The 14,997-nt window shown below is 42.6% G+C and carries 16 protein-coding genes; 14 read left to right on the forward strand and 2 right to left on the reverse strand.

Annotated features, from left to right (window positions below; genetic code table 11):
• The first annotated feature begins 26 nt into the window (after nt 1-26).
• The 5 genes from OIT90_RS00965 to OIT90_RS00985 all read left to right on the forward strand — a co-directional run bounded on the left by OIT90_RS00965 (nt 27) and on the right by OIT90_RS00985 (nt 3,434).
• A complete protein-coding gene (locus tag OIT90_RS00965; RefSeq protein ID WP_024427532.1) occupies nt 27-350 on the forward strand; it encodes a WXG100 family type VII secretion target in 324 nt (107 codons plus the stop codon).
• Nucleotides 351-354: 4 nt separating this feature from the next.
• Nucleotides 355-1,551 (forward strand): DUF6861 domain-containing protein, encoded by a 1,197-nt coding sequence (locus OIT90_RS00970; RefSeq protein WP_024427531.1) that lies wholly within the window; start codon nt 355-357, stop codon nt 1,549-1,551.
• Between the two features lie 12 nt (nt 1,552-1,563).
• Complete coding sequence (locus OIT90_RS00975; RefSeq protein WP_058838436.1) at nt 1,564-2,322, forward strand: hypothetical protein; 759 nt, start codon at nt 1,564-1,566, stop codon at nt 2,320-2,322.
• A gap of 21 nt (nt 2,323-2,343) precedes the next feature.
• Nucleotides 2,344-2,871: a YfjD family protein gene (locus OIT90_RS00980; RefSeq protein WP_151284923.1), complete on the forward strand. Its 528-nt coding sequence runs from the start codon at nt 2,344-2,346 to the stop codon at nt 2,869-2,871.
• 98 nt (nt 2,872-2,969) lie between these two features.
• Nucleotides 2,970-3,434 (forward strand): helix-turn-helix domain-containing protein, encoded by a 465-nt coding sequence (locus OIT90_RS00985; RefSeq protein WP_039182560.1) that lies wholly within the window; start codon nt 2,970-2,972, stop codon nt 3,432-3,434.
• A 54-nt stretch (nt 3,435-3,488) separates the two neighbouring features.
• On the opposite strand, the gene OIT90_RS00990 is transcribed toward OIT90_RS00985, so the two are convergent.
• Entirely contained in the window at nt 3,489-3,836 is a 348-nt protein-coding gene (locus OIT90_RS00990) for a helix-turn-helix domain-containing protein (protein ID WP_039182556.1), read from the reverse strand.
• A 205-nt stretch (nt 3,837-4,041) separates the two neighbouring features.
• Between OIT90_RS00990 and OIT90_RS00995 the strand changes: the two genes are divergently transcribed.
• From OIT90_RS00995 to OIT90_RS01020, 6 genes are all read left to right on the forward strand, one after another.
• Nucleotides 4,042-5,031 (forward strand): asparaginase, encoded by a 990-nt coding sequence (locus OIT90_RS00995; protein ID WP_024427527.1) that lies wholly within the window; start codon nt 4,042-4,044, stop codon nt 5,029-5,031.
• A gap of 28 nt (nt 5,032-5,059) precedes the next feature.
• Entirely contained in the window at nt 5,060-6,481 is a 1,422-nt protein-coding gene (gene aspA, locus OIT90_RS01000; RefSeq protein ID WP_099663822.1) for an aspartate ammonia-lyase, read from the forward strand.
• 144 nt (nt 6,482-6,625) lie between these two features.
• On the forward strand, nt 6,626-8,032 hold the full coding sequence (gene nhaC, locus OIT90_RS01005) for a Na+/H+ antiporter NhaC (protein WP_058838438.1): 1,407 nt from the start codon (nt 6,626-6,628) through the stop codon (nt 8,030-8,032).
• A gap of 295 nt (nt 8,033-8,327) precedes the next feature.
• A complete protein-coding gene (locus OIT90_RS01010; protein ID WP_041118256.1) occupies nt 8,328-8,753 on the forward strand; it encodes a YwqH-like family protein in 426 nt (141 codons plus the stop codon).
• Nucleotides 8,754-8,790: 37 nt separating this feature from the next.
• Nucleotides 8,791-9,054, forward strand: coding sequence for a YwqI/YxiC family protein (locus tag OIT90_RS01015; RefSeq protein ID WP_024423905.1), 264 nt, complete (start codon nt 8,791-8,793; stop codon nt 9,052-9,054).
• A gap of 287 nt (nt 9,055-9,341) precedes the next feature.
• A complete protein-coding gene (locus OIT90_RS01020) occupies nt 9,342-9,767 on the forward strand; it encodes a YwqH-like family protein (protein WP_058838439.1) in 426 nt (141 codons plus the stop codon).
• 48 nt (nt 9,768-9,815) lie between these two features.
• On the opposite strand, the gene OIT90_RS01025 is transcribed toward OIT90_RS01020, so the two are convergent.
• Nucleotides 9,816-10,031 carry a hypothetical protein gene (locus OIT90_RS01025; protein ID WP_231746887.1) on the reverse strand — a complete coding sequence of 72 codons (216 nt, stop codon included), beginning with the start codon at nt 10,029-10,031 and terminating at the stop codon, nt 9,816-9,818.
• 136 nt (nt 10,032-10,167) lie between these two features.
• Between OIT90_RS01025 and OIT90_RS01030 the strand changes: the two genes are divergently transcribed.
• From OIT90_RS01030 to OIT90_RS01040, 3 genes are all read left to right on the forward strand, one after another.
• The gene (locus tag OIT90_RS01030) at nt 10,168-12,126 is read left to right on the forward strand and encodes a BglG family transcription antiterminator (protein WP_474892169.1); all 1,959 of its coding nucleotides are present in this window, start codon (nt 10,168-10,170) and stop codon (nt 12,124-12,126) included.
• An 89-nt stretch (nt 12,127-12,215) separates the two neighbouring features.
• Nucleotides 12,216-13,526, forward strand: a complete 1,311-nt coding sequence (locus tag OIT90_RS01035; protein ID WP_039182533.1) for a PTS sugar transporter subunit IIC — start codon at nt 12,216-12,218, stop codon at nt 13,524-13,526.
• 31 nt (nt 13,527-13,557) lie between these two features.
• Entirely contained in the window at nt 13,558-14,991 is a 1,434-nt protein-coding gene (locus OIT90_RS01040) for a glycoside hydrolase family 1 protein (protein WP_059377281.1), read from the forward strand.
• Nucleotides 14,992-14,997 lie beyond the last annotated feature (6 nt).

A 14,997-nucleotide genomic window follows, 5' to 3' on the forward strand; every position in this document is an offset into this window, starting at 1 on the left:
TAAATTGGGAGAAAGGGGTGCGAAAGTTGGATTCTAGTCAAACGCTGGCACTCGCTCAAAAGTTTCAGGAAGCGGCTGATGAGATTCGGCAGTCAAAGCAGCTGCTGGAAAATCGGCTGAAGGCAGTAGGATCAGGCTGGCAGGGAGAAGCAAGAGATAAATTTGATCAAAGCTTTGAAGAAACAACGGCACGCTATGATCAATTTGAAAAGGATTTGCTTGAAACAAGTCAGGAACTGCGTGATGCAGCGGTCAAAATTGAGGAGCGTAAAGCTGAAATTGCCAGAATGGAAGAGCTTGAGCGAAAGAGACGAGAAGAACGGAGAGAAAGAAACAGAGAAGGGAGATGATGTGATGGCACGTGACATTGTGGTTGATCCAGATCAGCTGACAGGGCTGGCGAATGATTTTGTAGGCGAGCTGTCAGCCATTGAAACGAAGCACCGCGATTTACATAGTGAACTGGACGGGCTGATTTTAGGCTGCGATCCTCGGTATAGAAGCTGTTTTTCTGGTGTCGGGGATGCATGGGGAGCAGGACAAGCGTTAATCAGCAAATTGAGCAGCGATGATATTGCCATTCGTCATGCAACAGATAAAATGGTCGAAGCAGATGATATATTGCGGAAATTGTACAGCATCTATGATCAATATGGTACACTCACGAGCTTAGCAGGTATCGTGATGATGCAGGCGAAATATTACGGGCTTGGGATGACGACCTTCATTAAAGAAAATGGCCGATATGCAGCGCAGCATTCGAAGCTGCTGCTTGATCTGACCAGCCGGGTAGAAGGAACGAGATTTGACAGGTTAGCAAGGATTTGGCTGAGTAAAAAAGAATTATTAAAACGATCGAACTGGCCGATGGCTGACTTGGTCCATAAGAAATTCACAAAATTTTATCCTGACGATACAGTTGCGTTCACAAACAGTGTCCGTGATTTTACAAAAGGAAGTATTAATTGGAAGGACACAGCTGCGATCAAGTCTGTTCTGAAAAATGGTGCAAGGTTTGCGAAAGGGAATGCCATCATTGCAACAGTTGTCACTGGTGCAACAGAAACAGTGGGCTGTGGATTGAAAATTGCCGAGAACTATGCAGAATTCGGTGATCAGCCAGAAGTTCTTAAGCGTGAAAATGCAAAGGCTGTTGGAAATGCAGTGAACAATACGGTCTTTATCGCTGGCGGTTCTGTCGCAGGTGCCGTTGTCGGCGGCGCTCTAGGAAGCTTTGCAGGCCCGATTGGTACCGTTGTTGGCGGAGCCATTGGTTCAGCGGTAGGTGGATTTATTGGAGAAAAAGTCGCCAAGCTGACATCCGGTTTTGCTGAACAGATGGCAGTGAAATTAAAGGACCCGATTCATGCGGTCGTGGATAAAGGGAAAAAAGCATTCGAACTGGCGGGTCAAGGTGTGAAAGCTGTCAATGATACCATTGATCAGGCAAATCAGGTGATACATAAAGGGATAGAGAAAACAAAAGAAACCGCAGATTCGCTCATAAAGGGTGCAGGCGATTTCTTTAAGGGTGCATTTTCTTTTGGATAAGGAGAGATCAAGTTGGATCAGCTAAGTCTAAGTATTGAGGAACTCATCTTTAGTTTTTACAGTGAAGGCTATTTTGAACAAGGCATGTCCTTAAAGGAAGCGTATTATCCTGATGTTGAGGATGAGCGCCTTGGGTTTTTATTTGAAATTGCGTGCCGTTCTTTGCTCGCAAAAGGTGTACTGGAATTTCGAAACAGACAATACCGTTATAAAGCGGAATACCGTCATTTCATCCAGGCGATGAATGATGCCTCTTACACCGTCAAGGCGTCTAGATTTGGAGATTTAGATGAAGAAATCAGCACCTCCTTTCACACAACTCAGGCGGGTGTATATGCGCATCATACGCTTTATGATCAACAAGTGCATCAGATTCGTAAACTGAGCGGCGATCAGCAGGCAGAAGAGCAAGTGACAGCCTTTTTCAACATACAGATGAATGATCACCCTGAACCTGTCATCAGTCTCCAGGCGGAGGAATTTGAAATGCTGTTAGAGCAAGCAAGCGAAGCAAAAAATGAGTGGCCATCCTTTCTGAATCAAGCAGAGAATCAAGAGCTCGTGAAGGCATTTGTTTCTGATGTACAGACGAGAAAAGGAAAGATGGATTCCCTCATGAAGGTCGTCTATGACAAAAATAATACGCCTGATGTGGAGTCGATGATATTTGTCATTCCAGGTGAGAACCAATCGTGGCTTGTATCAGGAGTAAAAGAAAATCAATTTCGCATTGAGACGGCTCATCGAGACGGGTTCCGTTCTATATTCTAATGGAGAAAAGGAGAATGACGCTTGAATCCAAGTGAAGTAATAGAAGTAAGGAGCAGACCTTTTTTAAGAGTATGGGCATTCTTAGCAACGGGCGGCTTCGGTATCATCGGTATTTGGTTATTTTCAGAAGCTCTTACATTTGAATCGAACTATACATTGTTTTTATTTTTAGGCGGACTATTAGGTATTGTCTATGGCTGGATCTCCTTTTTGATGATTTTGCCTGCTTTTACGAAGAGGGGAAATGTGATTTTTCGGATTCAGCGTGGAGAGAATGGCGCTGTGCTGTACAGGGAGCGAACGATTCCTTTTCAAGATATTCAATCAATCGACATGCGCAGGCATCGTTACAGTATAAGAGGATTTCTTTTTATGGATGTGCTCATTCGGAAAGTAGATGGGAAATTGATCAGAATTCCGGCGTACAGCATTTTAGATGAAGAAGTATTTGAGCAGACCGTCAAACAGGAGATCTATCCATATTTACATCAGGCAGCCCAAGAAAATTGGAGACAGCAGCATGGCCAGGGAGAAGAGAAGACCGACTAAGCTGTTTTGTCAGAATTGTATAGGATGAGGCGCCACTTTTTCGAAAAAATCGTGTATGATGTCAGTAAAGACTGAACACTCGAAAGAGGTGATGAGATATGGATAAAGAGATGGTAATCGACCTCGTCACAGAACAAATGGCACGGATTCGAAAAGAAAAGGATTATACGCAGGATCGCATGGCAGAGGTACTTGGTCTATCGAAACGGCATTTACAGCAGGTTGAAAAAAACAGGCTGCGTCTCAATTGGACGCAATCCGCGGCCGTATGTGCATTATTCAGAGATAGTGACATTCTGAAAGGGACACTAGGGGATGACCCGCTTGAGATTTTGGAAGTTGTGGCACATGATGAATTACATCTATCAGTTGAGCGTACGATTGGCGGAAAGGTTTGGTGGAGGACGGCTGTCAAAAAAGGCACGTTTCGCCTTCAGCAAAATGTACTTAGTCAGCACTACCGCATCCTAGATGAGGAGAATTATCGCTATTATAGTTCTTTTAATAAAGAAGAAGCGAAGCGGCGGCTAGAGGAATTAAGCCAGCTGTCTTCTCCATATTGAGATTGGAAAAGGAAAGAGAGGCACCTGTTTGATAGGTGCCTCTCTTTTCTGTGTTTATACTTTTAGAGTGTTTTTCGCCCGAATAAAGGCAACAAGCTGTTTGATTTCTTCATCATTTAGGGGAACGCCGTCTACATGAATGGTTCCTTCTTTTGCTTCCGTCAGTTCAATTTTGATATCAGAGATTTTGCGTTGTATCTCTGGCTCGTCCGTTCTACCAAGTAAAAAATCAATGGACGTATCATACAAATCAGCCAGCAGCTTCACTGCTTCAAGCGAAGGTCGTCGGTACCCAGATTCGTAACCGGCATAGGTGCTTTTGGCGATACCTAGGCGATCTGCCGTATGCTGGAGAGACCATTTTTTCTTTTTTCTAAGAGTGGTTAAACGATCGAGTATCATACATGAACGCTCCTTTATTTACAACAACAGTATATCATATTTTGGCATAGAATGTACGCGTTATGCGTAACAATTTCTTGATTAATTCGCGTTATGTGACTATAATGGCAATGAAGGTACGCGTAAAGCGTATATTATAGAATAGCACAAGCTAGCTTATAATATGTGTGACAAACGAAGTAATTTTACGAAAGAGGTGGACCTGTTGAAGAAATTATTGCTTTTAACGACTGGTGGGACGATAGCATCTGTAGAGAGTGAAAATGGATTAGCTCCAGGTGTTAAAGCTGAGGATCTTTTGAGCTATTTAAACGAAATTAATGCAGAATATACAATGGACACAAAGTCCCTAATGAGTATAGATAGTACAAATATGCAGCCTGAATACTGGGTTGATATCGCAACAGCCATTTATGAGAATTATGATCAGTATGATGGGTTTGTTGTGACTCACGGAACCGATACAATGGCCTATACATCAGCAGCGCTGTCTTATATGCTGCAAAATCCTGATAAGCCGATCGTGATTACAGGTTCACAAATTCCGATTACTTTTAAGAAAACAGATGCGAAGAAAAACATCACAGATGCGATTCGTTTTGCATGTGACGGTGTTGGCGGCGTATATGTCGTGTTTGATGGCAGAGTCATCCAAGGAACACGTGCGATCAAACTAAGAACGAAAAGCTATGATGCATTTGAAAGCATTAACTACCCATATATTGCATCAATTGAAAACCATCAAATTGAATACAATAGCAAAGTAAAAAGAACACCAATGAAACCGCTTAAATTAGATGCATCCTTGAACACAGATGTGTGTCTGTTAAAATTGCACCCAGGCCTTAAGCCTGAGTTTTTAGATGCAGTCAAAAGCATGTACAAAGGCGTTGTCATTGAAAGCTACGGCAGCGGCGGAATTCCTTTCGAAGGAAGAAACCTTTTAGAAAAGATCAACGAATTGCTGGAAGAAGGCATTTCTGTTGTCATCACCACTCAGTGTCTTGAAGAAGGCGAAGACATGAGTGTGTATGAGGTAGGACGCAAGATCAATCAAGAATTGGTGGCACGTTCAAGAAATATGAATACAGAAGCTATCGTGCCGAAACTGATGTGGGCACTAGGCAAAACAACAGATCCAAGAGAAGTCAAAAAGATTATGGAAACGCCAATCGCAGAAGATTTAGTGATTTAACTATTCTATAGAAAGCAGGTCATAAGAGATGGTTCAAGCAACTTATCGCTATGAGAAGGATTTTCTTGGTGAAAAAGAAATTCCAGCAGACGTGTATTATGGGGTTCAAACCCTTCGTGCGAAAGAGAATTTCCCGATTACAGGATATCGGATGCACGAGGAACTAATCAGAGCCTTTGCCATCGTGAAAAAAGCAGCAGCTCAAGCCAATATGGAAGTCGGACGTTTATATGAAGGAATTGGAAATGCCATCGTTCAAGCGTCTGACGAAGTCATTGAAGGCAAGCTTCACGAGTACTTTATTGTCGATCCAATTCAAGGCGGCGCAGGAACGTCCATGAATATGAATGCCAATGAAGTGATTGGAAACAGAGCGCTAGAAATCATGGGACATCAAAAGGGTGAATACATCCATTTAAGCCCAAACACACATGTGAATATGTCGCAATCAACGAATGACTCATTCCCAACGGCGATTCATATTGCTGTGCTCAAGCAGTTAGACATTCTGCTTGAAACGATGCAAGCCATGCAGGACGTCTTCAAAAAGAAAGCAAAAGAATTCGATCATGTGATCAAAATGGGTCGTACGCACTTGCAGGATGCTGTTCCAATCCGTTTGGGACAGGAGTTTGAAGCTTACAGCCGTGTGCTGAGCCGTGATATTAAGCGGATCAACCAATCGAAGCAGCATTTATATGAAGTCAATATGGGTGCGACAGCTGTTGGGACGGGCTTAAACGCAGATCCTCGTTATATTGAGATCGTGGTGAAAAAGCTCGCTGATATTTCTGGTCTTCCTCTTGTAGGCGCAGAGCATCTCGTGGATGCAACGCAAAATACAGATGCTTACACAGAAGTATCCGCCGCTTTAAAAGTATGTATGATGAACATGTCTAAGATTGCCAATGACCTTCGCTTAATGGCTTCTGGTCCGCGTGCAGGTCTTGCTGAAATTGCATTGCCAGCTCGTCAGCCTGGATCATCCATTATGCCTGGGAAAGTCAATCCAGTCATGGCAGAGCTCATTAACCAAATCGCATTCCAGGTCATTGGGAATGACCACACGATCTGTCTTGCTTCTGAAGCAGGCCAGCTTGAGTTAAATGTGATGGAGCCTGTTCTGGTCTTTAACTTGCTTCAGTCTATTAGTATAATGAATAACGGATTCCGCTCATTCACAGATCATTGCTTAGTGGACATTGAAGCAAATGAAATACGTTTGAAAGAATATGTAGAAAAAAGTGCAGGCGTAATCACTGCCGTGAACCCTCACTTAGGCTATGAAGCAGCCGCTAGAATTGCAAGAGAAGCCATCTTAACAGGTCAATCGATCAGAGATCTTTGCTTACAGTACGATGTTTTAACGGAAGAAGAACTTGATATTATCTTAAATCCATTTGAGATGACAAAGCCTGGCATTGCGGGTGCAGAGCTCCTGGAGCGATAATATTATCAAAAATTTTATTTTATTAATATGTGGAATTGCCTGTGAAAAAGAGAAAAAACAGGCAATTCACTTTCTTTCGAATTGACACACTTTTTTCACAATATTTTGAAAACGCTTAACGCACGCACAAAGGGAGGAAACACAATGAAAACACCACGTCTACCATCTATTTTAGAAGTCGTAGCTGTACTTGGCTTGTTTTTAGCAATTGTTTTATCATTTACTCTTTACTTCAAATTAGATATTCAGCTAGCATTGTTTATCTCATGGTTTATGGTTATTGCGTTGGGTATTCGATTGGGTCATTCTTATAAGGATCTTCAAAATGCAATCACAAAAGGGATATCGAATGGTTTAGAAGCTGTTTTAATTTTAATTGCAGTAGGTGCACTTGTAGGAACATGGATTGCTGGTGGAGTTGTACCAACGTTAATTTACTATGGACTGGAATTTATTCATCCTAATATATTCTTACTAGCTACACTGATTATCTGTTCCATTATGTCTGTTGCTACAGGAACATCATGGGGTACAGTTGGAACCGCAGGTATTGCCATGATTGCGATTGGTGAAGGTTTGGGAATTCCATTACCTATCGTGGCTGGTGCTGTTTTATCTGGAGCCTATTTTGGTGATAAATTATCTCCATTATCTGATAGTACTGTCCTTGCTTCCTCACTTTCAAAAGTGGACGTGCTCGCACATGTTCGAGCGATGATGGTCTTATCCATACCTGCCTTTGTCATAACTGCCATTATGTTTACCATTACCGGGTTTATGTATGGCGGAAAAAATATTGATCAAGGAAAAGTAGAGTTTTTGAAACAAGCACTGCAAGATACATTCACGATTAATATTTGGATGATCATTCCGGCGCTTATTGTTGTGCTATTACTTGTCTTGAAAAAACCTTCAATGCCTGTTATTGCGATTGGTGCGCTTCTTGGCGCAGTTTGGGCAATGGCATTCCAAGGAATGAATCCAGCCGATGCACTTGGTACAGCTTATAATGGTTTCTCTATTAATTCAGATGTAGAATTCTTAAATACGCTGTTAAACCGTGGCGGTATTGTGAATATGCTTGGATCTTTAGTGGTCATTATTCTCGGACTTGGTTTCGGTGGAGTATTAGAATATTTAGGCGTATTAAAAGTCATCGTTGCGACATTTGAGAAAAAATTACATAATGCAGGGAATGTAACGCTGTCTACACTCGTTGTTGCGTTCTTCGCCAATATCTTTGGCTGTGCGATGTATGTATCGTTAATCCTTACACCAAAAATTATGGAAAAGAGCTACGATAAATTAAAGTTAGACAGACGAGTTTTATCCAGAAACTCTGAGGTCGGTGGTACGCTTACTTCTGGTATGGTTCCATGGTCAGATAACGGTATTTACATGGCAGGAATTCTTGGCGTATCGACATTCTCTTATTTACCATTTATGTGGTTGAGCTTTGTCGCCATTGGTCTTGCGATCATTTACGGATATACGGGCAAATTCATTTGGTACGTGAAAGATCAACAAGAAAGAGAAGAATCGGCCTCATAAGCCGTTTGCAAAAGCCGCTCCTGCACGGGGCGGCTTTGTTTGTCCTAGGACCGAGAGACTATATGTCACATATAGCAAACGAACAGGAATTTAGACCTCCTATAAAAGAGGTCAAAAGGGGGAGTGTGAAGTAGAGTGAAAGCATATTTATCCCATAAAAAGGGCACAAATCCCTATTCAAACATGAGTCTTTGAACCTTATAATAACAATATTGGAAAAAGTGCTATTCACCTTACGCTCGTTTAGAGGAACTCTAAGCAGCGTTTTTATTTTTTGACAGGAGGAGGAACCCATATGAGCTTATCGGATATGCTGTCTGCCCTTAACGGTGGCATTTCAAATAAAAAAGCAGAAATTGAAGAGAAAATCGCTCGGCTCAAAAAGGCGAAAAGCAAAGTTGAACGTGAACAAGATGCGGCAGAAACAGATTTAAAGCAAATCAAGCAGCCAAAGCTTGGGACCTCTTGGAAAGGTGAGCGAAGCCAGGATTTCAAAACAGACCGAAATGAAGCACATGATGCGCTGCAAACGATCGTGAACGATAAATACCCACGCTATGTGAGCCGTATCGAATTCAAAATCAGTACATTAGAAGCAGAACAAGCTGCGTTATCCTTTGCCAGTTCCTTAGCTGGAGACGCCGCACGCCTTGCTGAAAAAGGAGAAGACGCAGTAGAGGACGCAAAACGCTTGATCTCAAAAGCATGGAGCAGCTTGTAAACAAGATTCATGCTGAACAAATCTGGAGGATATCACAATGGGACAAATTAAGTTAAACTACCAAACAGTCATGGATAAACTAGATGAAGTCTCCCAAGCAGTCGAAGCTTTAGCGATGAAAAAGGCAGCAGATAAAGCGGGTGAAAACAGCCTTGAATTTGTAACCAAGTGGACGGCACGTGAAGCAGAGGTAAGCGAAATGGTTTCAAGCTTTAAAGAAGCCCTAATCAAAAACGTTCAGGATACACGTTCTAACGTGAAAACATTAAAAGAACAAGACGAAGCGATTGCTGCAAAATAATCAGCACAATCGCTTTTATTTATGGATATCATTTACATGAAGTAATTGTAGTTATAAAGACTCATATAAAATTCGGGGTGTAAGACCTTGTATTATTCCGTTTTTCTTCCAAACACGTCACTAAAAGGACACCTTTTCCCTATTTAAGCCTGAGGCTTTTCACCTTATACTATACTTAATGAAAGCAGAACGATAGAAATGTCAGGATTGGAAAAATCAAGTGAGTCGATGGTTTCCAAAGGTGCTCACGCCGTGCTTTCGTATGAGGTCAGATAGAGGTGGATGACATGAGTTTATCCGAGATGCTGCACCATCTGCATATGGGAATTGAGAACAAACGTGCAGAATTTGACGAAATGATCTCTCGGTTAAAGACAGCCAAAAGCAATATTCGAACAGAACAAGATCTTGCCCAGTCAGATATCAAAGAAATCAAGAAGCCTGCTCTAGATTCGTCATGGAAAGGCGAGAGAGGAACCGACTTTCATCGCCACCGGAAAGACGCTTACAGGGTGATGCACAACATCGTCAACGATGAATATGAAAAATATATAACAGAGATTGACCAAAAAATCTTACACTTTGAATTGAAAAAAATGGAGCTGGCCGTTGCCAGTAATTTTGCAGGAAGAGCTCAGGACGTGATGGAAAAGGGCGAGGATTTTGCAAAGGACGTTAAACATTTGATTGAACGGGGCTGGAAAGCTCTTTAAAACCATAAACGAAACAGCCGTCTCATAAAAGGGCGGCTGTTTTTTTGTTTAGTCACATCCACCACCGCCGCTATCACCTGAATCACTCCCGCAGGAGGCGTCAGAAGCGTGATGGGTATACGAATCAGTATATGTACTTGTCGTTGAATTATGATGTGCAGAACGCTTAGCAGATGCACGTTTATCCTTTGGTGTGAACAAGCTGGCAATGATGGCTCCTAAAAAAGCTAATATGATAATGACAACAAACATAAAAGTACCCATAATGCATCCCTCCTCTAGTTTCATATTCATACGAATGAGCCATATCCAGGTTCCCGGTTTGAAAGAAAAACTGGGCAAAGAGTTCTATTTTCGTTTATGATGATAGGCAAAAGTAAATGCCAAGGGAGGAGAGCCCATGCTATCTCTACGTCAGGAGGAGCTTCTGAAAAGATTGATGCAAGCGGAGCAGGAACTGACAAGTGAAGAAATTGCCCGTGTGATCGGAGTCACATCACGAACCATCCGCACAGATATGAAAGCGCTTAAAGTGATCTTAGAAGAACATGGTGCCGCACTACATATTAAACGCGGGGCAGGCTATACATTGAGCGTTGAAGATTATGGGGCATTTCGTACATTTTTGAAAAAATCACTGAGAGAAAGAAATGAGAAAAAGGAACAGTCCATTCCCAATCAGCCTGAGGACCGCGTGGCTTATCTATTGAAAAGGCTGCTTCTGTCAGAAGAATATATCAAATTAGAGGGATTGGCAGAGGAATTATTTGTGAGTGAATCCACAGTGAAAAATGATTTAAAAGCTGTCAGGCATTTGTTTTCATTGCATGGACTTTCTATATCGCACCGCCCTAAATATGGACTGCGTCTGACAGGCGATGAAATGAAATTAAGATATTGTATGGCAGAGCATGTATTTCAGCAGGATCAAGCGCACTCTACACTGTTACCTGAAGAAACGTATCAACTGATTCAGGACATCGTGCGTTCACGTACAAAAGCCACCGGGCTTCATTTATCAGAAATCGGTTTAAGTAATTTAGTGACCCATATTGCCATCGCATGCAAACGAATAGAAGAAAAAAAGCTGGTTCAGATGCCAGAAGCGGAATTGAGAGAAATTCAAGTGCAGCCAGTTTTCCAAATAGCTCAACAAATGACAGAAGATATTCGCCGCGTATTAGCGATTGATTTTCCGTTATCTGAAATGGCGTACATCGCAATTCACTTAATGGGGGCAAAGATGATGGCATATGGAGAGGCTGGCCATACGCTATTTCATCTGCTGGACGAAGATCATTTTTGTTTCACTCACCAATTGCTTGCTTATGTGGAGGAGCATATGTCACTTGATATTCAGTTTGATAAGGAGCTGATCGTTGGTTTAAGTCTTCATTTGCGTTCCGCCATTCATCGTTTTAGATACGATATGAATATTCGAAATCCCTATTTACCAGACATTAAAAGGCACTATCCCATTGCGTTTGAGGCGGGTGTTTATATGGGCAGGTGGCTGAAGGAAAAAGAGGGTGTTGAGATTCCTGAGGATGAAATCGGATATTTGGCACTTCATATTGGAGCTGCAATCGAGCGGACAAAAACACAGCATGTGAGAAAGACATGTCTTATTGTGTGTGCGACGGGTGTCGCCAGCAGTCAGCTTCTTCTTCATAAGCTCACGGCGGCATTTAGCGGAAGACTGGAGATCGCTGGAACTGCAAGTGTGGGGGAACTTCCTTCGTATGATTTGAAAAGCATTGATTTTATTATTAGTACCATTCCGCTTCAGAATACATTGCCTGTGCCAGTAATTGATGTACATACGATTCTAAGTGATGATGATATTGTCCGGCTGAAACGATTTGTGCAAAATTCACAGGATACAGGGGTTTTGCGGTATGTGAGTCCGGCGATGACATTTTTTCAGCAAGACCTTCAATCAAGGGAAGAGGTTCTTCAATTTTTCGTGAACGTGTTAAAGGAGCAGCATCGAATCCCAGACGAGTTTGAACAATTATTGCTAGAAAGAGAGCAAGTGTCACCCACCTCTTTCGGTCATTTGGTTGCGATTCCTCATCCAATTAAGCCGGCAACAGACGATACGTTTTGTGCAATCTGTACGTTAAAAAAGCCGGTGTTGTGGGGAGAAGAACGAGTACAAGTCGTTTGCTTATTAAGCATCCAGAAGACGTATCAAAAAGAATTACAGTCGCTTTATCAATTTCTTGTGCGGCTGACAGAACGGAAGGAAGTGGTGGAACAGCTCATCAAAGCCTCTTCATTTGAAGAACTGACAGCAGCACTTCAAGTATTGGAGCAGCCAAATGAAAAAACGCGACACCCATTTCCGCATCTGTGAGGAAAAAGATTAGATGTTAATGAAAGCGCTTTTAAAATAACATCAAAAAGGAGGATGATCACGAGTTTGTGCAAAGGGGGAGACGGATCATGAGCTTCAAGGAGAAAGCGGCAGATGTCATGGGGCATGTGGCTTATCGCATCACCAATCAGAAATATATTATGGCGATTAAACAGGCATTTGTCACACTGATGCCGATCATCATTACAGGAGCTTTTGCTGTACTGGTGGCGAATATGATCATGAGCCCGGAAACAGGGCTTGCTCATTTTGAGATATTCAGGTTTTTAGCAGAGCTTCAGCCTATTATGAAGGCAATCAATTATGCCACGCTGAACTTTTTAACCATTGGGGCTGTGTTCCTCATTGGGATTGAGCTTGGGAAAATCAACGGGCACAAGTCGCTGTTCCCAGGATTGATGGCGTTGATTTCATTTATATCCGTTATTCCAACGACACTTCTTCTTGAAGTTGATGGATCGATGCGTGAGGTTGTAGACGTGTTGGCAAGACAATTTTCCGATCCAAAAAGCTTATTTTTAGGGATGATCATTGCGATCGTATCTGTGGAAATCTTTTGTAAGCTGACTGAGGTGAAATGGCTGCAAATCAAGATGCCAGATTCGGTTCCGTCGAATGTGGCAACGTCTTTTTCATCACTTTTTCCTTCTATCATTACAATTACGATCATTAGTTCATTCGGGTTTGCATTTCATCGTGTGACAGGCATTTATTTGCATGAAGCAGTGTATAACGTTGTGCAGCGTCCGCTAGAAAGTGTTGTGCAGGGGCTGCCAGGGATTTTAACGTTGATGTTTGTGGCACAATTTTTCTGGGTGATCGGCATCCATGGTAACCAGATGATTAAGCCGATCCGGGAGCCGCTCTTATTAGGATCAATTGCAGTGAATATGACTGCATTTCAAGAGGGAAAAGAGATCCCGAATATTATCACGATGCCGTTTTGGGATGTGTATATGAGCATCGGCGGTTCAGGTGTGACCATTGGTCTTTTGATTGCGATTTTTATTGCTGGGAGAAGGGAAGAGATGCGAAGCATTGCCAAGCTCTCATCAGGACCCGGACTGTTCAACATCAATGAACCCGTTATTTTTGGATTACCCGTCATGCTAAACCCTGTGATGGCGATCCCATTTATCGTCACACCGCTTGTGACAGGTACGATTGGTTATATTGCGACGGCTACAGGATTCGCTGGAAAAGCGGTCGTGATGGTGCCGTGGACAACACCGCCGCTTGTGAATGCATGGCTGTCAACCGCTGGCAGCATGGGAGCCGTCATCACACAGCTTATCTGCATTGTGGTTGCTGTTTTCATCTATTTACCGTTTGTTCTCTTGTCTAACCGCAAGCCAGAAGCAGCACCAGATTCAGAATAAACATTCAGACAAAGAAAAGGGAGGCGGCAACATGAACAGCATTGAGATTCCAAGAGATTTTATCCTAGGTGCTGCGGCTTCTGCATGGCAGACGGAGGGCTGGAAGGGAAAGCGGGCGCATCAGGACTCGTACATCGATTTATGGTATAAGGAAGGGTATCACGTATGGCACGAAGGCTATGGGCCGGCTGGTGCAACGAATTTTTACGAGCGCTATCCTGAGGATGTAGCCTTAATGAAAGAGATTGGGCTGACACATTACAGGACATCGATCAATTGGTCGAGATTTCTCATAGATTACGAGAATGGGATAGTGGATGAGGCCTACGCTCGTTACATTGATGATCTGATCAATGAATTAATCGCAGCAGGTGTAGAACCGATGTTTTGCTTAGAGCATTATGAGCTTCCTGCCGTTTTGCTTGAGAAGTACGGCGGATGGTCATCAAAGCATGTCGTTGATCTGTTTGTTCTCTATGCAGAAAAAGTGTTTGAGCGCTACGGAGACCGGGTCAAGCATTGGTTTAGTTTTAATGAACCGATTGTTGTCCAGACACGCGTTTATCTAGATGCTATCCGATATCCGTATGAGCAAAATACGAAGAAATGGATGCAGTGGAACTATCATAAAGCACTGGCAACAGCAAAAGTGGTGAAGCTGTTTCAGGAGATGGGTTTGAAGGAATCGACAGGAGCCAAAATTGGGGTGATTCTCAATCCAGAAGTGACGTATGCAAGATCGTCTGCTCCGCATGACCAAGAAGCGGCACGTATGTATGATTTGTTTTTTAATCGAGTGTTCTTAGATCCTTCCATCAAAGGGGAGTATCCAGAGGAACTGATCGATGTGTTGAAAAAGCATGATATTCTTTTCGATTCCACAGAGGAAGAGCTTCAAATCATCAAGAATCATACGGTAGATGTCGTCGGACTTAACTTGTACTATCCGCATCGTGTCAAGGCGCCGAGTAAGGCTTGGAACGAAGGGACGCCTTTTCATCCATCCTATTATTACGATATGTTTGAGCTTCCAGGGAGAAAAATGAATCCTTTCAGAGGCTGGGAAATCTACCCGAAGATTGTCTACGATATGGGGATGAGGATAAAAGAAGAATACGGAAATATTGAGTGGTTTGTGGCCGAAAATGGCATGGGTGTAGAAAAGGAAGAACGGTTTAAAAAAGAAGACGGTATCATTGATGACCAGTATCGCATTTCATTTATCAGCCAGCATTTGAAGCGGGCACTTCAAGCGAAAGCAGAAGGATCAAATTGCACGGGCTATATGCTTTGGGCATTTACAGACAATGTCTCACCGATGAATGCCTTTAAAAATCGCTACGGCTTAGTCGAAATCCAGCTGGAAAATGAACGAAATCGACAGCTGAAAGCATCTGCGTATTGGTACCAGACATTAATCAAAACTAGGGGACTGACAGTTGAAACAGAAGTCATTTATCAATAGGAGTGA

The organism is Bacillus sp. ABR (genome assembly GCF_056172715.1).

Bases quoted from the DNA above. Each gene is read 5' to 3' on its own strand.
- OIT90_RS01025 (WP_231746887.1), bottom strand. From the start codon at position 10,031: ATGGGTACTTTTATGTTTGTTGTCATTATCATATTAGCTTTTTTAGGA.
- OIT90_RS01030 (WP_474892169.1), top strand. From the start codon at position 10,168: ATGCTATCTCTACGTCAGGAGGAGCTTCTGAAAAGATTGATGCAAGCG.
- OIT90_RS01040 (WP_059377281.1), top strand. From the start codon at position 13,558: ATGAACAGCATTGAGATTCCAAGAGATTTTATCCTAGGTGCTGCGGCT.
- OIT90_RS00970 (WP_024427531.1), top strand. From the start codon at position 355: ATGGCACGTGACATTGTGGTTGATCCAGATCAGCTGACAGGGCTGGCG.
- OIT90_RS00990 (WP_039182556.1), bottom strand. From the start codon at position 3,836: ATGATACTCGATCGTTTAACCACTCTTAGAAAAAAGAAAAAATGGTCT.
- OIT90_RS01020 (WP_058838439.1), top strand. From the start codon at position 9,342: ATGAGTTTATCCGAGATGCTGCACCATCTGCATATGGGAATTGAGAAC.
- aspA (WP_099663822.1), top strand. From the start codon at position 5,060: ATGGTTCAAGCAACTTATCGCTATGAGAAGGATTTTCTTGGTGAAAAA.
- OIT90_RS01035 (WP_039182533.1), top strand. From the start codon at position 12,216: ATGAGCTTCAAGGAGAAAGCGGCAGATGTCATGGGGCATGTGGCTTAT.
- OIT90_RS00985 (WP_039182560.1), top strand. From the start codon at position 2,970: ATGGATAAAGAGATGGTAATCGACCTCGTCACAGAACAAATGGCACGG.
- nhaC (WP_058838438.1), top strand. From the start codon at position 6,626: ATGAAAACACCACGTCTACCATCTATTTTAGAAGTCGTAGCTGTACTT.
- OIT90_RS01010 (WP_041118256.1), top strand. From the start codon at position 8,328: ATGAGCTTATCGGATATGCTGTCTGCCCTTAACGGTGGCATTTCAAAT.
- OIT90_RS01015 (WP_024423905.1), top strand. From the start codon at position 8,791: ATGGGACAAATTAAGTTAAACTACCAAACAGTCATGGATAAACTAGAT.